Below are 20,044 nucleotides of genomic sequence, written 5' to 3'. Positions count from 1 at the left end.
ACGAGATGTTTATTCATCCTTTGTTTGTCTTTTAAGGCATTCATGAGCTCGTTTCACTCGGTTCGACTTCGCTATGCTACGCTCAACATGACGATTTATATTAAAGAATTTCTGTCACAAATCCAGTATTTTCGAGAATGTAAATATTTCATATGTATATTGTTTGACTTTTTAATGGTCATATGGAATATTCATGTGTGCTGTATCTTTGGAAACATGAATATTTCATATATTTGGGCTATAGTCGTATCAACTTAACTATGCGGGAAGCCTCTTTTATAGAACGAAATAAAGAAAAATGGTTGTCAATTGAAAATAATTTGACGAATAAAGATAAGGTAGACCCGGATATACTGGCATCAAACTATATCGAGCTGACGAATGACCTGGCGTATGCCCAGACTTTCTATGCCAGGAGCAAGACCAAGCAATACCTTAATGAACTGGCCATACGTGCTCATCAGTTGGTCTTCAGAGACCAAAAGTCCTCGAACAATAAGATATTGTATTTTTTTCGATACGAGGTGTTTGAGGCTATTTGGACTATTCGCAAACCCCTTTTGTACTCCCTGTTGCTTTTTGTATTGGCGAGTGTTATCGGCTTTGTGTCTTCCCATTATGATGAAGACTTTGTACGTCTGATCATGGGAGACCATTATGTCAATATGACAATCGAGAATATCAAGTCCGGCAATCCGGCCGCTGTCTATCAGCAGGGGAGTGATTGGGGAGGGGCTTTGGCGATCACGATCAATAATGTAAAGGTCGCGTTCTACGCGTTTATCCTTGGCGTCTTTGTCAGTGTAGGCACAGGCTATATTCTATTCAGCAATGGCATTATGGTAGGAGCCTTCCATTATTTGTTTTACAAATATGATGTGCTGCAAGAAGCCATGACCGCGATATGGATCCACGGCACGATCGAACTGTCGGTTATCGTCATTGCAGGAGGCTGTGGTATCGCCATGGGCAATGGTATCCTGTTTCCCGCTTCGTTTACCCGCTTGGAATCGTTCAAACGTGCAGCCAAGCAAGCGACGAAAGTATTGATCAGTACTGTGCCGTTTTTTATCGTGGCAGGTTCTTTAGAAGGGTTTGTCACCCGATACTATCAAGTTTCCCTGGGATTATGTATCAGCATCATTATTGTATCTGCTGTTGCTATTGTTTATTTTTATGTGGTGAAACCTAAACAAATGGCCTTAAAGTACGGATGGAAATAATCGAGTTTGAATTTAAGCGGGAGCGAAAGTTGGGGGAGTTTGTACAGGATTTCATCAACTTGTTGAAAATCATTATAGGTCATTTGAGCAAGGTGCTTTTTAGGATGCTAGCTCTTCCGATTTGTGGTATGTTGCTCGTGGGTTACTACCTCTCTACGCAGCTCAACATGCATGTAGATTATAGTTCGGGCGAGTTGTTTAATGTGATTTCTTCTTTTATGGTAGCCTTTTTGGTCATGACACTTATCGGCATGATCGCTTTCGGATTGACTATAGAGTATTTCATTATGCTGAGGGATCGACGCTGTTTGGATTTTGGTGAAAAGGAAATTTGGCAGGCATTCAAGACACATATAGGGAGTTATTTTCGTTTTTTGGGTGCAGCGATCATTGTAGGTATGCTGACCCTTATTCCCCTTTCTATCGTACTATTTGCGTGTATGTTTGTACCGATGGTAGGTTCGATAGGTATGGGCATTGTGTTTGCCATGGTGGGATTATGGTTCTTTACCGCTTTCATGCTGTATCGGGAAGGATATTATGAGCTGATCGATACGTTTCAAGGGGCCTATACGCTATTGAAAAAGAAGTTTTTCGAATATGGTACGGCATCCTATGTCGTCAATTTCCTGTTTCAGACCTTGCTGTACACGATGACATTGGTGCCATCTGTGGTGATTGGGCTGATTGCCTACAACAGTGTGGGTTTCAACGACAATTTCTTTGACACTTACTTCGGTAAGACTTTGGTCTCCATGGGTGCTTCTTTGCTGACCTTGTTTTTCATTGTTTACAATATGTTCTCCGTATTGAGCTATGGCATCATCTATGAGTCGGGGAAGGAGCTACAGTTTGGTGAGAATGTCTTTCAGCGAATCGCAAAGATAGGGAGGAGGGGTGATGACAAACCGATTTAACCTGTTACTTTATCTGGTTTATCTACTGTTGACCTCAATTTCCACTGATGTTTTAGCACAGACGGTAGATTCGGTGATAACGGAACTAGATTCTATATCGGCAGAAACAATCGAGTCGCAACCGGAATACGAGTACTGGAAGCCCCGGTATTACGATTCCATTCCGATCCTGGCGCAGATGCCTATCGACACTGTGCCGCCTTATGCAGAGATGCTGTCCCGTTATCAAAGCAAGGATTTTGAATATGTGGAAAGTATATCTGAACAGCTCAATTTTTGGGATGAGTTGATCGAGAGGTTTACCAGATTTCTGGACAGTCTTTTTCCCCAGCCCAATGTGAAGGTCTATGATGGCTTCTATACGATCCTAGGGATTTTGGGTGGGATTATTTTTCTTTTTTTGCTCTATAAATTGTTCTTTTCGGGCAAAAAAGTGTATGTACAATTGCCTGAAGAAAAATTGGATGAGGAAGAAGAGATGGCTTTTGTGGAAAGAAACCTTATGCAGGTGGATCTGCACCATTATATCCGTGAAGCCTTGCAAAAGGGAAATTATGCAATGGCTATCCGTTATCAGCAATTGCTCAATATACAGATCCTGCATGAAAAAGGCTATATCCATTGGAAACATACCAAGACCAATGTGGAGTTGATGGAAGATGTGGCCATTAAGGAGTTGAAAGAAGAATTTTTGACCTGTGCTACGCTATTTGATCGGGTATGGTTTGGTGATCGGAAGATTTTGGGACAGGAGTATACAGATATTGAACGGTATTTCAAACAATTTCAACAAAAGTGGTCATGAGAAAGGGTATTGTTGTTTGGATCATCGTAGTGCTTGTAGTCATCGCAGGTATAGCTATTATCGACGCGGGAGTCAAGCGCCCCATCAACTGGCACAAGACATTCAATATACGGGACAAAATCCCTTATGGTCTTTTTGTCTTTCACGAGGAATTGCCCTATATTCTCGGTAAACATCGTACTTATCGTAATTTTGACGATACTTTTTACGAAGAGATAGCACGTTTGGACAGCGCCAAGAAATATGATGTAACATTGATCGCGATCGATCAATACCCCGATCTGGACAATGAAGATACCAAAAAGATCATGCGCTATGTGGAGCAAGGGGGTGACGTATTTCTCTCGGCACTCTATTTTGAAGAATTGCTCATGGATACATTGGGCATCTCTTCTGGGCGGTTGGATTATGTTCGATTCCAACCCACTGATCAGAGGGTCACGTATACCTTGGCAAAAGATACGAACCGTATCAAAGTCGATAAGTCTAATGATTTTTGGATCTTTGACAAGCTCAATGCAAAGAACTGTACCGTATTGGGACATTTGCATTCGAGGGGGAGGGCTTTGCCGAATTTTATTCGTGTAGCTGTGGGCAAAGGAAATATATACCTTCATTTGCAACCGGATGTGTTTGCCAACTACAATATTTTACAGGAAGACAAATTCCGGTACGTAGCTAAGGCCTTACAAGTGATACGATATAAGGAGATCTTATTCTCGGATGTCTATTATGAATGGGAAAAACCACGCACGCCTTTGCGCGTGGTCCTGACGCAACCCGGGTTTTATCAAGCCTGGTATCTGTTGCTGATCGGACTTTTCTTACTGTTGGTTTTCAAAAGCAAACGTGAACAAAGGGCGATTACGGTCATCCGACCTGAACCCAATCTGTCCAAAGACTTTGCCAAGACGATAGGCAATCTGTATTATGAGAATGGCCACCCCGGCAATATCATCCATAAGAAGATCGATTACTTCCTCTTTACGCTACGGTCTCTCTATCATTTGGAAACATTGGATATCCTGGATGAGAAATTTCTAAAACAATTGGCCTCCAAATCGGGAGTAGATCCGGAGGAGACCAAAACCTGTATGCAACTCTTACAGCAATATCGGCAGCACCCACATCATCACATAGACGATGTGAAAACCATAAATAACACGATTGAAGACTTTAAACAAAAAGCCCATATACTATGAACGAATTGGAGAACATAAATAGATTTATGCCCGAATTTGAAAATCGGATAGACCTCACCGCGTTGCAGGCCCGAATGGATGCTGTGCGCGATGAGGTCAAAAAAGTTATCCTGGGCCAGGATCGGGTGATCAATATGCTGTTGGTTTCGATCCTTGCCGGAGGACACTCTCTGATCGAAGGTTTGCCGGGAGTGGCCAAGACTTTGACAGCTAAGCTCATTGCCAAGGCCATTAACAGCGATTTCAAACGTATTCAATTCACCCCCGATCTCATGCCTTCGGACGTGACAGGCTCGTCTATCCTGGATCTGAAAACCAATGAATTTGAATTTCGCCGAGGACCGATCTTTGGCCATATCGTGTTGATCGATGAGATCAACCGGGCTCCGGCCAAGACCCAGTCTTCGCTGTTTGAGTGTATGAGCGAAAGACAAGTAACAGTCGATGGACATACGTATCCAATGGCCAATCCTTTTGTCGTCTTTGCGACACAAAATCCAATCGAGCACGAAGGTACATATCGCCTGCCGGAGGCACAGTTGGACAGGTTCTTGTTCAAGATTGACGTATTGTATCCCGAATTCGAGCAGGAACTCCATATCCTCAGAGAGCACCATGGCCACAAGGCTACAAATAAAGAGGAGTTGGTTCATGCTGTGGTTTCGGCGGATGAGATCGTTCATTTTCAGCACCTGGCCAAATTTATTTTTGTACACGAGGATATCTTGAAATACATTGCCGAGGTGGTCATACAGACCCGGACAAACGCAAATCTGACGTTGGGTGCTTCTCCACGGGCATCGATTGCTATATTGGAAGCTTCCAAGGCGTTGGCTGCTTTGCAAGGCCGTGATTTCGTCACGCCCGAAGATGTCAAATATGTTGCTCCGGCTACATTGGGACACCGGGTACAGCTCACGCCCGAAAAAGAAATGGAAGGATTTTCGACAGACTATATCATTCGCCAGATCGTAGAAAGCGTAGAAATACCCCGCTGATGAAATTTTTGAGGAGCTTATATATTGCCAATCTGTTTTATTACATCCTATTGGGGTTAGCGGCCGTGTACGTGGTGTCGTTCTATGTAGAGCCCTTACGTCCCGTGGCCACTATACTGCTGTGGATTTGGCTGATGGCCATGCTGTGGGATCTGCTGTTCCTCTATTTTCGGACGAATAAAGTGCATATACAGCGACAGTATCCCGAAAAACTGTCCAATGGCGATGCGAATCCCCTAACATTGGAATTACAGAGCTCCTATCCCCTGACGGTTCGTGCTCGGATCCTCGAAGAATTGCCGGAACAATTGCAAATGCGGGATCAGGAACATCGTATGCACTTACGGCCACAACAGCTACACCAAGTAGATTATGTCTTGCATCCTAAGACCAGAGGGATATATACCTTTGGGAGTTGTCACGTATTGGTACAACATTTGGGGCTGTTTGCACGTAAGTTCTCCCTTCGTGACAGGTATCAGATACCGTGTTATCCATCTTTCATACAGATGCGTAAATACCAACTATTGGCAACCACGGACAGGTTGATGGAAATGGGTATCAAGCGTATACGTCGGATAGGGATGACGATGGAATTTGACCACATCCGGGAGTATGTGCGGGGCGATGAATACAGGCACATGAACTGGAAGGCATCTGCCAAACACCAGAAACTGTTGGTCAACCAGTATCAAGAAGAAAAATCCCAACCTATTTATTCGCTGATCGACACCGGGAGAGCGATGCGGATGCCTTTCGAGGGCATGACCTTATTGGATTATGCGATCAATGCCACTTTGGTACTGTCCAATGCCGCTATCCTCAAGCAGGACCGGGCGGGTATGCTGACCTTTTCGACCGAAGTAACCAATCATATCCCGGCAGAAAAGCACAATAACCAGATGCGTAAGATTTCGGACAAGCTGTACGGTATCCAGACACAGTTCCAAGAAACGGAATTTGGCAACTTGTATGCCTTTGCCAAGAAGCACATCAACAAAAGATCATTGCTGTTTGTCTACACCAATTTTGAAACCCTCGATGCGATGGACAGGCAATTGGCTTATCTCAAGATGCTGAATAAGAGCCACGTCGTGGTCGTGATTGTCTTTAAGAATACCGAACTGATTGCGCTTTCCAAAGAAAAGGCGACCAAGACCATCGATATATATAACAAGATCATCGCCGAAAAATTTGTCTACGAAAAACATTTGATCATTCAAGAACTCAATCGGCATGGCTTGCAGACGATCTATACTGCTCCGGAAGATTTGAGTATCAACTCTATCAACAAGTATCTGGAAATCAAGGCCAGAGGGTTGATATAAGTGGGAGGTAAGGTAAAGTTTAAAAAAACCAAATAAAATCATTCCGCAAATGTACTCTGTATCACTTGATGTACCTCTTCACGGCTATTGACAGCCAGTTTAAGGTAGAGTCTGCGGATATGGTATTTTGTCGTGTTGATACTGATATGCAACCTTTCGGTGATCTCCTGGTTTGTCAATTTCTTCCAGATACACAGCAGGACATCCACTTCCCTGTCCGTGAGATCATATTGCGCCTTCAGCTCGGCAATTACTTCCTCTTGCAGATCGGGTAATACCTGTCCCGCGCCGTTTCCGTTTTTCCAGATCGTATGTTGGATCTTTTTGAGACGTTCCAGTTCATGGAGATGTCTGTTCAGTCTTTCTTTGTACATTTCGTTTTCATCCTGCACGGCCTTTACCTTAAAGACCAGCGCAAAACTGATACCGATGATTTCTAAAATATTGGCCAACCGGATGACATTGATGTCGAAGTAGGACAAAAAAGGTAAGCTAAAATACTTATTTAAAGTATAAAAGACCGAAATGAGCGCAACTATTCCAAACGAAAGCAGCAAAAATCGTGCATATACATCCCTGCGGAACATCCTAAACGCTTGATACAGGCATATAACGGGGAATGTATAAAAAAACACACTGGCCAGATAGCGGAAGAACATATGTTCTGTCAACGTGTAAAACAGTACTGAGCCGAATATACAGCAGATCAGAGGTTTGGCCAACCGTTTGAATTGAGGCATATTGTGCTTTAGATCCAGAAAATAATAGGCAAACAACCCCGCCAACGTAGCACAGACGGCAATATTCCAGATCAGGTAGTGCTGCATGAAAAATCGACCCTGAGATAGGAAGTAGAACATTCCGTCTTGATAGCAAAAAATCAAGAGCAGGCTCAGTTGCAGTAGCGAATAGAGGATAAAACCTCTGTCCCTAAAGATAAGGTAAAGCACGAAATTAAGGATAATGGACATCATCGCTAGCCCATAGTACAAGCTGTTGCGTACAAGGTTGACCGATTCTTCCTTTATGAACTGTGAGGGTCTGTATACCGCTACGTCCAGCCCCCTGATCGATCTATCTTTCGTTCGGAGATAATACGCCGCTGCCTGGCTGTTAAAAAAATATAGCGGATAGCGTCCCTGCACCTTTTGCTTAGCGTGGTTGATATCCTGGTGTATCCGTACAAAACCCTCTCCTTGATCAACATATAGGTCATACGTTACAAATTGGGACGATGGGATCTGGAAAACGATCGGTATTCCCTGCATAGCCGGAGGAATGTTTCCCTTTATCCAGGTGTCGCCCTGTACATCTTTTGCCATGTACAAGCTGTCGTTGCCCGGAATGGGCTCAAACTGTAGCCCAGCTACCTCGCCCGGAATGGGAGTAGGAGATTGCGCATACAACACTTCTGAAATTCCCAAAACCAAAAGGAGTGTTCCTATACAAACAGTCAGCTGATGATATACCAAGATAAGGGAAATTCTCATAAAAGCGAAAAGGGGTCAGTTAAGTGCATATACAAAACTAAGATTTTTTTGCAGATCATTCTACATAAAGAAACATATTGGCACGTGAACAACGGCAGGCTAACTGTAGGTAATCCTTGTGTCAGTGGGAAATGTCTTCGGAAGTACATGCACTCTACAACCATTATAATTTAAAAATCACTGCTTTTTTGCAAAACCACCCCTATGGGGTGGGAAATATTTTAGAACATATCTATATGTTTGTGGCGCAACAACTACAAAAAATAACCAATCGTCTATTGATGGGTTGATCTACCAGGTGAAAATGCTTTGATGATGTACTATACGACGGACAATCCAACTTAGGTATAAAAGAATTAAAGAAATGAATACATCAAAACCAAGCCTCCTAAGGTATTATATATGCCTTGCGTTGACCTCCATGCTGTCGTTTTCAGCCACGGCGCAGGTGGTATTTACCAAGGCTACCTATCCTTCCGGCATGTATCCTACCTCTATCGCATGGAGTGATTTCAACGGCGACGGCAAGCCTGACCTGGTCACAGGAAGCGACTTTTGGAATGAAGTTCCCGAAAACGGTGTCGCCGTATCCCTCAACAACGGCGACGGAACCTATGCTCCGGCTGTAAACTACCTGACAGAGGATCAGTACACCTCGGTGACAGCTGTGCAGACCGGCGACCTCAATGGCGACGGTCACCCCGACATCATCGCCGCAAGATGGAACCGCACCGCCATGAGCGACCAGCACCATTTGGTCATCCTGTGGAATGACGGCAATGGCACATTCCCCACTAAAACAGAATATGCCATCTCCGGCGGCTGGGCAATGGGGCTGGCGGTCAGCGACCTCAACGGCGATGGTCTTCCCGATGTGGCCTTATCCGCCACCGCCGAAGATATAGCCGTATATATCAATAACGGCAACGGCACATTAGCCTTCCCGGTCGCGTATCCTGTAAATTACGGCAGGGGGCTGAGCATAGCCGATGTCAATGGCGACGGTCGCCCCGATATGCTCTCCGCTGATGGCCCTTCCAATACGGTATCTGTGCTGCTCGGCAACGGCGACGGAACATTTGCCACTGCCGTCACCTATCCGACAGGAAATTATGCGATACATACATCTATTAGCGACCTAAACGGCGACGGACACAACGATCTGGTCGTCGCCAACCGCAATGACAACACCATATCCGTATTGCTCAACAACGGCAACGGCACCTTTGCCGCGCATACCACCTACGCTGTCGGCAACAGCCCTGCCGGAACGGCGATCGGAGACCTAGACGGCGACGGTCATGCAGACATAGCTGCTGTCAGCCAGGGTTCTGCCTATGTGTCCATCCTGATCAACAAAGGAGACGGTACGTTCTATCAGCAGCGCATGCTGAGCCATGCGGATTTTCTGCCTTTTGACGTAGTCATAGCCGATCTGGATAGCGATGGTCGCAACGATATCGCCACCGTCTCCGCAGGGCACGGCACCACGCACGTCTTTCTCAATCGGGGTGGCTATGCTCCCGGCTCCGGCAATATCCTCTACGTCAACAAAAATGTAGACCAGAATGCCGCCGGATACACCGGCAACGGCTCCTCCTGGGACAATGCCCTCCCCGAGCTTGCGGATGCGCTGCAATGGGCCGATGACAACCAAAGCAACTGGACGACCGGCAATCCCTTGCAGATATGGGTGGCCAAAGGCGAATACCAGCCCACTTCGGGCACTGCGTTCAGCTTGGTGGAGCATGTGCGCGTTTATGGCGGTTTTGCCGATACTGGCAACCCCGCTATGGGCGACCGGAACTGGGCAGGTAACCCGACCATTCTGAAAGGCAATGGTGCTTCTGTCGTCAGAAATGTAGGAACGCTGACAGCCAGCGCAGTTCTTGACGGCTTTACGCTGACCGATGGCAATGCTTCAGGTGTCGGAAATCTGTCGAGAGGTGGAGGTATTTTTCTTGATGAAGCCGCACCCACCCTTACTAACCTGATTATTCGCGACAATACCGCGGACCTAAACGGTGGTGGGATACATTTCGTGTATTCCGCATCGGTCTTGACGAATGTCAGCATCTACAACAATTCCGCCGGCCAAAATGGTGGAGGGGTTTACCATTATGGAAACAATAGTTTATACCCGCCCGCCACGCTTACCAATGTCACTATATCCTACAATACCGCCGCTAACGGAGGCTCCGATTGGTACAATCATAGTGGAGTGGCCATTGTCCGCAACAGTATCATCTGGGATATGAGTGCCAACAGTGTTTTCGGAGAGCTATACGATGTGAAGAACAGCCTGGTGCAGGGTCAGACGCACAGTGCCTATACCGCTGTGGTAAACAACAATCTGCCTGCCGCTACCGATCCGCTTTTCAACGATACGGAAAGTGGTGATTTTACATTGCAAACAGGCAGTCCGGCTATCGATGCCGGCGACAATGGCTACATCACGGCAAGCACCGATCTGGCAGGCAATCCCCGCATACAGAATAATACCGTGGATCTCGGGGCGTATGAAAATCAGGTGACACCACCCTGCGTAGTCCATATCCCCGATGCGAACTTTAAAGCTGCTTTGTTGGCAAATACAGCCATCAACACCGACGGCGACGGCGAAATACAATGCAACGAAGCAATAGCATTTACCGGAACGATCTCTGTTGCCAATCGTGGCATTGCCGACCTTACCGGGATTGAGGCTTTTGTCAATATTGTTGCTTTGTACTGTGATCGTAATCAATTAACCTCGTTAGATGTCAGCCAAAATACGGCATTGACAACTTTGTGGTGTGATAATAATCAGCTGACCACCTTGGATGTAAGTCAGAATTTGGTATTGGTATATTTATTCTGCTATGATAATCAGTTGACTACATTAGATGTTAACCAAAATACGACATTGGAATATTTGAATTGCAGTAATAATCAGCTGACCGCTCTGGATGTCAACCAGAATACGGTATTGAAAGGTTTGACATGCGACAATAATCAGTTGGTCACGCTGGATGTCAGCCAAAATACGGCATTGGTAAATTTGTACGGCTATGATAATCAGCTGACGGCCTTGGATGTCAGTAACAACACGGCATTGGAACAGTTGAATTGCAGTAATAATCAGCTGACTGCTCTGGATGTCAGTCAGAATACGGCATTGGTAATGTTGCTCTGTAACAATAATCAACTGACCACATTAAACGTCAAAAACGGGAATAATTCAAGTGTTGCAAATGCTTTTTTTAGGGTCAATAATAACCCAAATCTGACCTGTATTCAGGTGGACAACATCGCTTATAGTACGGCGAACTGGACGACGTATGTAGATAGCCAATCGAGCTTTAGCGAGGATTGTTCGAACCAGCCGCCGACCGACATCAGCCTGAGCAGCACCAGCGTCAATCAAAGTGGCGGAGCCAATGCCGTAGTCGGTACGCTCAGCAGCACCGACCCCGACAACGGGAATACGCATACCTATACGCTGGTATCCGGCACGGGTAGTGACCACAATAGCTTATTCAATATCTCGGGCAATCAGCTCCGTGTCGACAATCCCGCCAACATGGCCGCGGGAAGCTACTCGGTGCGCATCCGGACTGAGGACAATCACGGAGCTACATTTGATAAACCCTTTACCGTCACGGTAGTGGACGATATAGCACCGGTGGTCACGACTGTATCCGTCCCTGCGAATAATACATATATCGCCGGGCAGAACCTCGACTTTACGGTCCACTTTAGCGAACCTGTTACCGTGAATACGAGCGGTGGTACCCCACGTATCGCTCTGACTATCGGTACGGCCACCCGATATGCCGGTTATTTCAGTGGTTCGGGTGCCTCCGCGATCACGTTCCGCTATACAGTCGCCGAAGGGGACCTTGACACGGACGGTATTACCGTCGGTACGCTGGGACTGACCGGTGGTGCCATCCAAGACGAAGCAAACAATAATGCCGTACTGACGCTGAACAGTGTAGGCAATACAGGTGCTGTCCTCGTGGACGCGGTACCTCCGGCCGCACCGACCGGTCTTACAGCCACGTTTGGCAATGCGCAGGTAAACCTGCAATGGGATGCCAATGCCGAAACTGATCTTGACGGGTATCGTGTCTATTTCGGCACTACTGCCGGACAGCTCAGCTTGCTCGCATCCGTCCCGGCCGGAACAACCGCATACCTGCACCAGTCGCTGACCAACGGTACGACTTACTATTACGAAGTAAGAGCCGTAGACCGGGTCGGTAATGCAAGCCTCGGCTCGGCAATGGTATCGGCCACACCGCAGGCACCGCAAACGATCACATTCAATCCTCTGCCGGACAAAGTATATGGCGACGCGGCATTCGCGTTGACCGCTACGGCCTCTTCCGATCTTACAGTCAGCTACAGCAGCAGTGATCCTGCCATAGCTTCGGTATCCGGCAGTATCGTGACCATTCACGCCGCCGGCACAGTTACCATTACCGCGAGCCAGAGCGGCAATGCCGCTTATCTGCCTGCGGCAGATGTAGAGCAGGTGTTGACTATCAATAAAGCCCCGCAGACGATTACGTTCATCTCGCCCGGCACACTGGCACGTGATGCCGGTACGGTCGCTCTCGATGTATCAGGCAGCAGCGGCCTGCCTGTGACGTTGTCCATCGATGACGAACAGGTCGCTACGCTGGACGGCCTGTCCCTGATCGTCAAGCGCCTGGGTACAGTTACCGTCACGGCGACACAGCCCGGCAACCATAACTACCTGCCTGCCGACCCCGTATCGGTCAGCATACGTATCGCCAATGATGCCAACGCCGCATTGCCGATCCGTGTGCATCAGGCCGTATCGCCCAACGGTGACGGGATCAACGACTTCCTGATGCTCGAGGGTATTCGTGACTATCCCGAAAATAGGATCACCATCTTCGACAAGTCCGGCAAGGTACTGGCCGAGATCGAAAGTTATGACAACCGTGATCGGGTATTCACGGGACAGTATGTCCGCGACGGTACATATTATTATTACCTGGATGTGAAAGACGGCAACGAATGGAAACGGGAGAAGGGATTTTTTGTGGTGAAACGGACAGTGAATTGATAATTGATAATTGAAAGTGGAGAGTGGATAATTGAGAGTTGAAAATGGAGAATTAGGAATTTAAAAGCCTGACTACTGACCACTGACCACTGATAACTGACTAAAAATGAAAATAACAACAACCAATCTATTGATCGTGCTATTGGCCTTTCTACCGTTTTACGGCTGGGCTCAGCACGGGGTAAGCTACAACCAGTTCGGGCAGTTGCGCAATTCGTTCAATGGTTCGCTGAGCACGATGGATCCGGGAGGAAGCCTGTCGGTTCTCGGCCGCAGCCAATGGGTCGGCGTGGATGGTGCCCCCAAGTCTGTATGGGCCAGTGGCAATGTAGGATTCCGTAATGCTCTGCTGTCGGTGGGCTTCGATGCGAAGCATGCGGCCATGGGGGTTTCAAAAGAGACGGAATTTTCGGGTTATGTGGCCAAAGCGGTCCGTATCACCGAGGAGGAGTACCTGAGCCTGTCGATGGGAGGTGGTCTGATCCACTTTCAGGGTAACTATATGGGTATTGACGATCGCAATGATCCCTCGTTCCGGGAGGATGTCCGGGAGACAAGTGGGTTTCTAAGTATCGGCACGAGTTACTATCGTCCGGATCGGTATTACTTTGGCATATCGATGCCGAGGTTTTCGTTGGGTCGCCGGGGCAATGTAGACTACGAATTCCGGAATGTGTACTACATCACTGCCGGTGCTTTGATCGGTCTGGATGAGGCTTTTCATCTTCGTCCCTCGCTGTTGGTGAGCCATATGGATGATCTGACACCGCGCTACGACGTGAGCGTGCTGCTGTTCATGGCACGTAAACTGGGTCTGGGGATGGGCGTGCAGAACCAAGGAGACCTATCGGCGCTGATGCAGCTTAACTTCGGAGACTTTGGTATCGGCTACAGCTACCAGTTTGCCGGCAGGAGCCACACGTTAAACCAACGTATTTCGACCAATACACACGAGGTAGGACTGCGTTACAGAGTGGGAGGTATAGGGTTGCTGTAAAGGCAAAAAATCTCTTTTGCCCTAATTTTTTCTCCCGGGCATTCGTGAATCCAAAGCATTTTATCTAAGTTTGAAATATGATTCAGATAAAGAGCTTTGTATTTAATCCTTATCAAGAGAATACCTATGTTCTTTACGATGAGGAGTCGAGAGACTGCTTGATCGTCGATCCCGGCATGGATGGCCCTGCCGAAGAACGTATGTTGCAATCATTTATCGAGGAGGAGGGGCTAAATCCTGTGTTGCTGCTCAATACACATTGTCATATAGACCATGTGCTGGGCAATCACTATGTTTTTGAGCAATGGGGTCTGATCCCGCAATTCCATAAAAATGAAGTACCTATCCTGGTGGCTGTAGACAACTACGCCCCCCAGATGGGGATCCGATATGAAACATCTCCCATACCCACCACCTTCTTGGAAGAAGGACAAAATATTGACTTTGGTGCGCATACGTTGAAGGTTATTTTTGCACCCGGACATTCGCCCGGCCATGTATGCTATTTTTCGGAAGCCCAAAATTTTTTGCTGGGTGGTGATGTACTTTTCCGAAACAGTATAGGACGTACAGACCTGCCCGGGGGGAATCATGAGATCCTATTGCGAAGTATCGAGACACAGCTATATACCTTGTCCGAAGAGACCATTGTCTATCCTGGCCATGGCCCACATACAACCATAGGCTTTGAAAAGAAGACCAACCCTTTTGTTCGCGCATGAGAAAATTGAGAGTACCCCTTCTGTTTGCTGTGCGTTACCTTTTTTCCAAAAAATCGGTCAATGCCATCAATGTCATCTCTGCCATCAGTGTGGTCGGTGTCTTTGTGAGCACAGCAGCGCTGGTTATCGTGCTTTCCTTTTACAATGGGATGGAGAAATTTATCCTGTCAATGTACAGCAGTTTTGCACCCCATCTACGAATAGAACCGGTAAAAGGCAAACTGTTTGACGGAAGTGGGATCCCATTTGAAGAACTCCGCTCGGACACGGCATTACAAAGCTATTCCGAAGTATTGGAAGACAAGGTACTCGTACAATACGATAACCAACAGTTCATTGGTCTGGTCAAAGGAGTTCCACCCCAAAGTCTACACAACCAAAATGAAAACGAAATCCTACAAAGCGGCATATATTCGATACAGACAGATTCGACCAATATGGCACTGATAGGTGCGCAGATACAGGCCAATCTGAAAGTACCTATATCGGGCATATACAATAATGTACAACTTTTTTTTCCGCGCAAGGATATCTCCATCCACAACCTCAATCCCTTGGAGGACTTCAATATCCAAAACATTGATGTGGTGGGTGTGTTGACTTATCAACCTGAATTTGATAATCTTGTACTTGCTCCTATAGGGTTTGTACGGGATCTGTTGGGGGAAGAGCATAAAATATCGGCAGTAGAGATATATCTCAAAAACCCGAACCATATCGATAAAGTGCAGAAAAAATTCCAAAAGGAATTGGGAGCTGATTTTGATGTCAAGAATAGACAGCAACAGAATCCTACCTTGTATAAGACCATCAAGTCGGAGAAATGGATCGTTTTTTTTATCCTGACCTTTATCGGTATCATCGCCATATTCAATATTGTCGGATCACTGACCATGTTGGTCATCGACAAAAAGGAAGATATGAAAATCCTGCAGAGCTTAGGAGCTGAGCGGAGTATGGTCGAGGGTATTTTCTTCCTTGAAGGAGTGTTTATTTCACTGATTGGAGGGACAGTGGGTATTATCGTAGGCTATATTTTCTGTAAGCTACAGGAAATGTACGGGTTCATCCGTACGGGTAGCGAAGAAGGCTCACTCATCGATGTGTATCCGATCGACATCCGTCTGGAAGATTTTATATTGGTATTTCTGACCGTTGTCGCACTATCACTGATCGTGTCTTACTTTTCTTCTAAACTCAGCGTGAAAGAAATAGGTAGAGTCACGGATATCAGGAGCGAATGAGATTGGGTGTATTAAAGCAGCCCAAGCTCTAGTTTTGCTTCTTCGGTCATCATGTCCCGGTTCCATGGGGGATCGAAAGTCAATTCGACGAGCGCTTCGCTGACACCTTCGATGGCGGACAGTTTCTGTTGTACTTCGTCCATGATGTCTCCAGCGACAGGACAGTTGGGAGCAGTCAGCGTCATGACCACTTTGGCAATGCCTCCCTCTTTGGTAATGATTTCGTACACCAAACCCAGATCGATGATATTGGCAGGCTTAAGCTCTGGATCGTATATGGTTTCCAGTGTCTCCCGAATTTTTGGGGCCATCCCTAGAGGATCTATAATTATAATATTACTCATTGTTGATTTATTTTGACTTCCTGATAGATACGCTCTAACAAGGATACGTTTTTTTCGGGGGAATATTTTTCCCAATATTCATTTTTACAATTTTCGGACATCTGTTTCTTTTCCTCTAAGCGTAGATATTGCCAGTTGTACAACGCTTGTATAAGGCTATTTTTGTCATTCGGCTCTATATGTAGCCCATTTTTTCCCGGCTGTACCATTTCACTGAGAATACCGATCTTAGAAGCAATCACGGGTGTGCCGCTTGCGAACGCGTCCAATATGGTCATGGGCATGCCTTCAAAACAGACAGATGGCATGATCAGTGCTTGGCTGCAAGATAGCGTCTCATGTAGCACTTCTTTAGGCTGAAATCCATAGTATTCAATGTTGGTATGCAGGTGTACATACTTTTTTACGGTATCCTGCAGGGGGCCGGTGCCATAAATCTTCAGTACGAGGCCCGATTCGGCAAATGCTTCCAACATAGGGGTGATCCCTTTTTCGACAGATAGCCGTCCAATGTACACAAAGTAATTTTCTCTTGTGTGCGCTGTTTGCTGTACTATTGGGTAGACAAAGTTTGGCTTGACGGCTATTTGATTAGAAGCCAGTCGGAGAGAGGATTGTAAAAGCAGTCCTTTGGCAAATTCAGAAAAAACCAAAAACTTATCTACGTGTTGCCAAGTGCCTATTTTTTTATGAAAATAATAAGTAAAAGCTGTTAAAAACGTTTTTATCCATGAATTATCCAGAACCTTGTTGCGAACAGATTTCCATGGGAACTCTTTTGTTATGGTATCTGTAAATACTTTTCCTTTGTGAAAAAGTATAGCAGATGGATCTAGGATACGAAAATTGTGCAGCGTCTGAACGACAGGAACCTTTCGCTTGTAAAGACTTCTGAATAACAAGGGGCCGATAGCGTAATGCGTATTGTGCACATGGACGATATCTGGGGCGAATGATTTGACTTCTTTAAGAACCTTTTGGGCAGAAAAGATATTCCATGGATAAAACAGGTATTGCAATACGCCTTTCCATCCTTTTTTATTGCGAAGCCGAACTGATTTTACATCATGCCGTGTAGCGAGTAACTTCATTTCCTGCTCAAAAACGACATCTTCTCCACCGTGGTGTTGATAAAAATTATGTACGATCAGTATCCGCATGTCATGATGTCTCTTGCAAACATATAATTTTTTCTTTGGTAATTATACATTTCTTTTAACCAAACTTTGCCGTCCTTTCGATGAGGAGATACGACGAAGAGAAATCTATGGCCAAGTAGGGGATTAACCCTGTTCAACCATAGATTTCTCCTCATTCTTCGTCGAAATGACGAGTTGGTTACTAAAGTATATAATCGCCTTTTCTTTCAGTACATGATATTTTTAAACCCTTTACTGTCCGTAGCGTTCCGTAGGTTTTCTACGGACTTTACAAATGAAATAGGAGTCTTCTGACTTCATTCATAACAGGTTGTCCGGAGATTACCTGTGTCATTGTCGAATCTTTAGAAGCCGTTTAAAAACAATAATATTATTGTCATTCTGACCGGAACGAAGTGGAGCGGAAGAATCTCATCATGGCTAATACCCGTTTAGATGAGATGTATTGTTGCATCAGCCCCACATGCACCAACACGTCCCTGATGCCTGCTTGCGCAGTCGGCTTCGCTTTGCTCCGCTCAACATGACGAAAAAAGGTTTAAATAAAATTTAAACAATCTCTTAGTGACCACTTCGCTCAACACTAAGGATAGTAGAGGGTCCTATACTAAACCTTTCTCTACAAAATTAAGATTTTTGGCTGGCATTCCTTTAGATGAAAAGAATTGCTAAAATTTAATACTTATCTTAGCAAGCATGTACGTAAACGAGATATATGCTGAAAAAATAAGTGAACGATTGGCACGTAGAGATTTGCCCAAGTCTCCGGAAAATCTGTATGCCCCTATAGACTATATCCTAAATCTGTCGGGCAAGCGTATTCGTCCTTTATTGGTGTTGTTGGGTGCTGACTTATTTGGCCTTGAGAATATGGAGCACGCCTTACCGGCATCCGTAGCAATAGAGTATTTTCATAATTTTTCGCTCATCCATGACGACATCATGGATAAGGCTCCTTTGCGAAGAGGACAGCAGACTATCCATCAAAAGTGGAATGACAATGTCGCTATCCTTTCGGGCGATGCTTTGTTGGTCAAAGCTTATGAACAATTGGCGCAATGCCCACCTCATCTTATCCCCGAATTGCTGCGGGTGTTCAATCGGGTGGCTTTGGAAGTGTGTGAAGGACAACAATTGGATATGGATTTTGAAGAGCTGGATCATATCCGAAAGGAGGAATATATCGAGATGATCCGCTTGAAAACTTCGGTACTGATCGGAGGTGCTTTGGAAATGGGTGCTGTCATCGCTGAGGCTTCCATAGAGAATAGGGCAAAGCTTTACAATTTTGGTGTGCATCTAGGCATTGCCTTTCAGTTGCAGGATGATATTTTGGATGCCTTTGGAAGTATGGAAGCTTTTGGTAAGCAGATAGGCGGAGATATTATTGTCAATAAAAAAACGATTCTGCATATTTTGTTGCGGGATAACCTGCAAGAAGAAGATAGATCGTATTTCAAAAATCTGCTAGATTTGGGGGAGAAAGAGGCAGACAGAAAAATTGCAGAGATGAAAAGCCTGTATATGAAGTACGCTATCCAGCAAAGAGCAGATGAAATAAAGCAGCGTTATACCCAATTGGCTTATAGCAATTTGGATGCTGTGGAGGTCGCTGCGGCACGTAAGGTAGCGCTGTACGAACTGGCTGATCGGCTAATGCATAGAAAACAATAAAGATAGTTTTCCTGTTGTTTTTAGGTTTTATTTTATTACCTTGGTAAGAAAATAGTATAGGATTTCTCATGGAGCCCATAAAAATCACATTGTTTCAAGCTTACTTATTCTGGGAAAATGTCGAAAAGAACCTGCCAAACTTAAGCCTGCGGTTGTCGGCATTGAAAGAAAAGACAGATTTGATATTGCTTCCTGAGATGTTTAATACAGGTTTTACCATGAATGTGGAAAAGTGTGCCGAAAAGATGGACGGTACGACGGTACAGTGGATGTACGAGACCGCCAAAACATATGAATGTATAGTCGCAGGATCGCTTATTATCGAAGAGGAAGGTAGGTATTACAATAGGTTTGTATGGATGTCTCCGGATGGCAGTTATGTACATTACGACAAACGTCATTTGTTTGGAATGGCCGGAGAGAACGAGGTTTTTACGTCTGGCAATTCCCGTATTATGCTTCAGCTCAAAGGTTGGAAGATCTGTCCGATGATCTGCTATGATCTACGTTTCCCTGTATGGAGCCGCAATCACGTAGAGGGATATGACCTTTTGGTATATATTGCCAGTTGGCCGGATAAGCGATCTGCCCATTGGAGAACCTTGATACCTGCCCGGGCTATCGAAAACCAAGCTTTTGTGATTGGTGTCAATAGGGTAGGACATGATGGGAATGAGGTGTATTATTCAGGAGGATCTATGTGTATTTCTCCTGTTGGAGACGTGGTCTATTACAAGCCCGAAGATGAAGATCTATATACATTTACACTCCAACCCAAGGATCTGGAAAGAGCTAGGGAACAGTTTCCTTTCTTGAAAGATGCAGATAAATTTTCTATCATGTAGAGACGTTGCAACGTC

General features: G+C 45.6%; 15 protein-coding genes. 12 read left to right on the top strand and 3 right to left on the bottom strand.

What is annotated here, in order from left to right; genetic code table 11:
• Positions 1 to 320 precede the first annotated feature (320 nt).
• From G5B00_RS16325 to G5B00_RS16300, 6 genes are read left to right on the top strand one after another with little or no spacing between them, the layout of a single operon-like run.
• Positions 321 to 1,223, top strand: a complete 903-nt coding sequence (locus G5B00_RS16325; RefSeq protein WP_240894546.1) for a stage II sporulation protein M — start codon at positions 321 to 323, stop codon at positions 1,221 to 1,223.
• The gene (locus G5B00_RS16320) at positions 1,214 to 2,140 is read left to right on the top strand and encodes an ABC transporter permease (protein ID WP_163878009.1); all 927 of its coding nucleotides are present in this window, start codon (positions 1,214 to 1,216) and stop codon (positions 2,138 to 2,140) included. The genes G5B00_RS16325 and G5B00_RS16320 overlap by 10 nt, the downstream gene beginning before the upstream one ends.
• Entirely contained in the window at positions 2,124 to 2,945 is an 822-nt protein-coding gene (locus G5B00_RS16315) for a DUF4129 domain-containing protein (RefSeq protein WP_163878006.1), read from the top strand. The genes G5B00_RS16320 and G5B00_RS16315 overlap by 17 nt, the downstream gene beginning before the upstream one ends.
• Positions 2,942 to 4,147 carry a DUF4350 domain-containing protein gene (locus G5B00_RS16310; protein ID WP_163878002.1) on the top strand — a complete coding sequence of 402 codons (1,206 nt, stop codon included), beginning with the start codon at positions 2,942 to 2,944 and terminating at the stop codon, positions 4,145 to 4,147. Before G5B00_RS16315 ends, G5B00_RS16310 begins: the two co-directional genes overlap by 4 nt.
• A 26-nt stretch (positions 4,148 to 4,173) precedes the next feature.
• Positions 4,174 to 5,145: an AAA family ATPase gene (locus G5B00_RS16305; protein WP_205966451.1), complete on the top strand. Its 972-nt coding sequence runs from the start codon at positions 4,174 to 4,176 to the stop codon at positions 5,143 to 5,145.
• Positions 5,145 to 6,473, top strand: a complete 1,329-nt coding sequence (locus tag G5B00_RS16300) for a DUF58 domain-containing protein (RefSeq protein ID WP_163877994.1) — start codon at positions 5,145 to 5,147, stop codon at positions 6,471 to 6,473. Before G5B00_RS16305 ends, G5B00_RS16300 begins: the two co-directional genes overlap by 1 nt.
• Before the next feature lie 38 nt (positions 6,474 to 6,511).
• On the opposite strand, the gene G5B00_RS16295 is transcribed toward G5B00_RS16300, so the two are convergent.
• Complete coding sequence (locus G5B00_RS16295; RefSeq protein WP_163877991.1) at positions 6,512 to 7,963, bottom strand: 7TM diverse intracellular signaling domain-containing protein; 1,452 nt, start codon at positions 7,961 to 7,963, stop codon at positions 6,512 to 6,514.
• A 364-nt stretch (positions 7,964 to 8,327) separates the two neighbouring features.
• Between G5B00_RS16295 and G5B00_RS16290 the strand changes: the two genes are divergently transcribed.
• The 4 genes from G5B00_RS16290 to G5B00_RS16275 all read left to right on the top strand — a co-directional run bounded on the left by G5B00_RS16290 (position 8,328) and on the right by G5B00_RS16275 (position 16,006).
• Positions 8,328 to 13,043: an FG-GAP-like repeat-containing protein gene (locus G5B00_RS16290; RefSeq protein ID WP_163877988.1), complete on the top strand. Its 4,716-nt coding sequence runs from the start codon at positions 8,328 to 8,330 to the stop codon at positions 13,041 to 13,043.
• Positions 13,044 to 13,149: 106 nt separating this feature from the next.
• Positions 13,150 to 14,040: a PorP/SprF family type IX secretion system membrane protein gene (locus G5B00_RS16285; RefSeq protein ID WP_163877983.1), complete on the top strand. Its 891-nt coding sequence runs from the start codon at positions 13,150 to 13,152 to the stop codon at positions 14,038 to 14,040.
• A 77-nt stretch (positions 14,041 to 14,117) separates the two neighbouring features.
• The gene (locus G5B00_RS16280) at positions 14,118 to 14,762 is read left to right on the top strand and encodes an MBL fold metallo-hydrolase (protein WP_163877980.1); all 645 of its coding nucleotides are present in this window, start codon (positions 14,118 to 14,120) and stop codon (positions 14,760 to 14,762) included.
• Positions 14,759 to 16,006 carry an ABC transporter permease gene (locus G5B00_RS16275; RefSeq protein ID WP_163877977.1) on the top strand — a complete coding sequence of 416 codons (1,248 nt, stop codon included), beginning with the start codon at positions 14,759 to 14,761 and terminating at the stop codon, positions 16,004 to 16,006. The genes G5B00_RS16280 and G5B00_RS16275 overlap by 4 nt, the downstream gene beginning before the upstream one ends.
• Before the next feature lie 11 nt (positions 16,007 to 16,017).
• Here the strand turns inward: G5B00_RS16275 and G5B00_RS16270 are convergent, their stop codons facing one another.
• The gene (locus G5B00_RS16270; RefSeq protein ID WP_163877974.1) at positions 16,018 to 16,350 is read right to left on the bottom strand and encodes a metal-sulfur cluster assembly factor; all 333 of its coding nucleotides are present in this window, start codon (positions 16,348 to 16,350) and stop codon (positions 16,018 to 16,020) included.
• Positions 16,347 to 17,510, bottom strand: a complete 1,164-nt coding sequence (locus G5B00_RS16265; protein ID WP_163877970.1) for a glycosyltransferase family 4 protein — start codon at positions 17,508 to 17,510, stop codon at positions 16,347 to 16,349. Before G5B00_RS16265 ends, G5B00_RS16270 begins: the two co-directional genes overlap by 4 nt.
• Before the next feature lie 696 nt (positions 17,511 to 18,206).
• On the opposite strand from G5B00_RS16265, the gene G5B00_RS16260 reads away from it, so the two are divergent.
• Complete coding sequence (locus G5B00_RS16260; RefSeq protein WP_163877967.1) at positions 18,207 to 19,184, top strand: polyprenyl synthetase family protein; 978 nt, start codon at positions 18,207 to 18,209, stop codon at positions 19,182 to 19,184.
• Positions 19,185 to 19,252: 68 nt separating this feature from the next.
• The gene (locus G5B00_RS16255) at positions 19,253 to 20,029 is read left to right on the top strand and encodes an amidohydrolase (RefSeq protein ID WP_163877963.1); all 777 of its coding nucleotides are present in this window, start codon (positions 19,253 to 19,255) and stop codon (positions 20,027 to 20,029) included.
• The last annotated feature ends 15 nt before the right edge of the window (positions 20,030 to 20,044 follow it).

Source organism: Parapedobacter sp. SGR-10, from assembly GCF_011030405.1.
Taxonomy (GTDB): Bacteria; Bacteroidota; Bacteroidia; order Sphingobacteriales; family Sphingobacteriaceae; genus Sphingobacterium.
The sequence above is the reverse complement of the archived record's forward strand: the minus strand, read 5'-3'. Positions and strand labels throughout refer to the sequence as shown.

Coding starts and splice junctions, on each gene's coding strand:
- G5B00_RS16315 (WP_163878006.1), top strand. CDS start 2,124: ATGACAAACCGATTTAACCTGTTACTTTATCTGGTTTATCTACTGTTG.
- G5B00_RS16270 (WP_163877974.1), bottom strand. CDS start 16,350: ATGAGTAATATTATAATTATAGATCCTCTAGGGATGGCCCCAAAAATT.
- G5B00_RS16305 (WP_205966451.1), top strand. CDS start 4,174: ATGCCCGAATTTGAAAATCGGATAGACCTCACCGCGTTGCAGGCCCGA.
- G5B00_RS16300 (WP_163877994.1), top strand. CDS start 5,145: ATGAAATTTTTGAGGAGCTTATATATTGCCAATCTGTTTTATTACATC.
- G5B00_RS16285 (WP_163877983.1), top strand. CDS start 13,150: ATGAAAATAACAACAACCAATCTATTGATCGTGCTATTGGCCTTTCTA.
- G5B00_RS16265 (WP_163877970.1), bottom strand. CDS start 17,510: ATGCGGATACTGATCGTACATAATTTTTATCAACACCACGGTGGAGAA.
- G5B00_RS16320 (WP_163878009.1), top strand. CDS start 1,214: ATGGAAATAATCGAGTTTGAATTTAAGCGGGAGCGAAAGTTGGGGGAG.
- G5B00_RS16260 (WP_163877967.1), top strand. CDS start 18,207: ATGTACGTAAACGAGATATATGCTGAAAAAATAAGTGAACGATTGGCA.
- G5B00_RS16295 (WP_163877991.1), bottom strand. CDS start 7,963: ATGAGAATTTCCCTTATCTTGGTATATCATCAGCTGACTGTTTGTATA.
- G5B00_RS16310 (WP_163878002.1), top strand. CDS start 2,942: ATGAGAAAGGGTATTGTTGTTTGGATCATCGTAGTGCTTGTAGTCATC.
- G5B00_RS16255 (WP_163877963.1), top strand. CDS start 19,253: ATGGAGCCCATAAAAATCACATTGTTTCAAGCTTACTTATTCTGGGAA.
- G5B00_RS16290 (WP_163877988.1), top strand. CDS start 8,328: ATGAATACATCAAAACCAAGCCTCCTAAGGTATTATATATGCCTTGCG.
- G5B00_RS16280 (WP_163877980.1), top strand. CDS start 14,118: ATGATTCAGATAAAGAGCTTTGTATTTAATCCTTATCAAGAGAATACC.
- G5B00_RS16275 (WP_163877977.1), top strand. CDS start 14,759: ATGAGAAAATTGAGAGTACCCCTTCTGTTTGCTGTGCGTTACCTTTTT.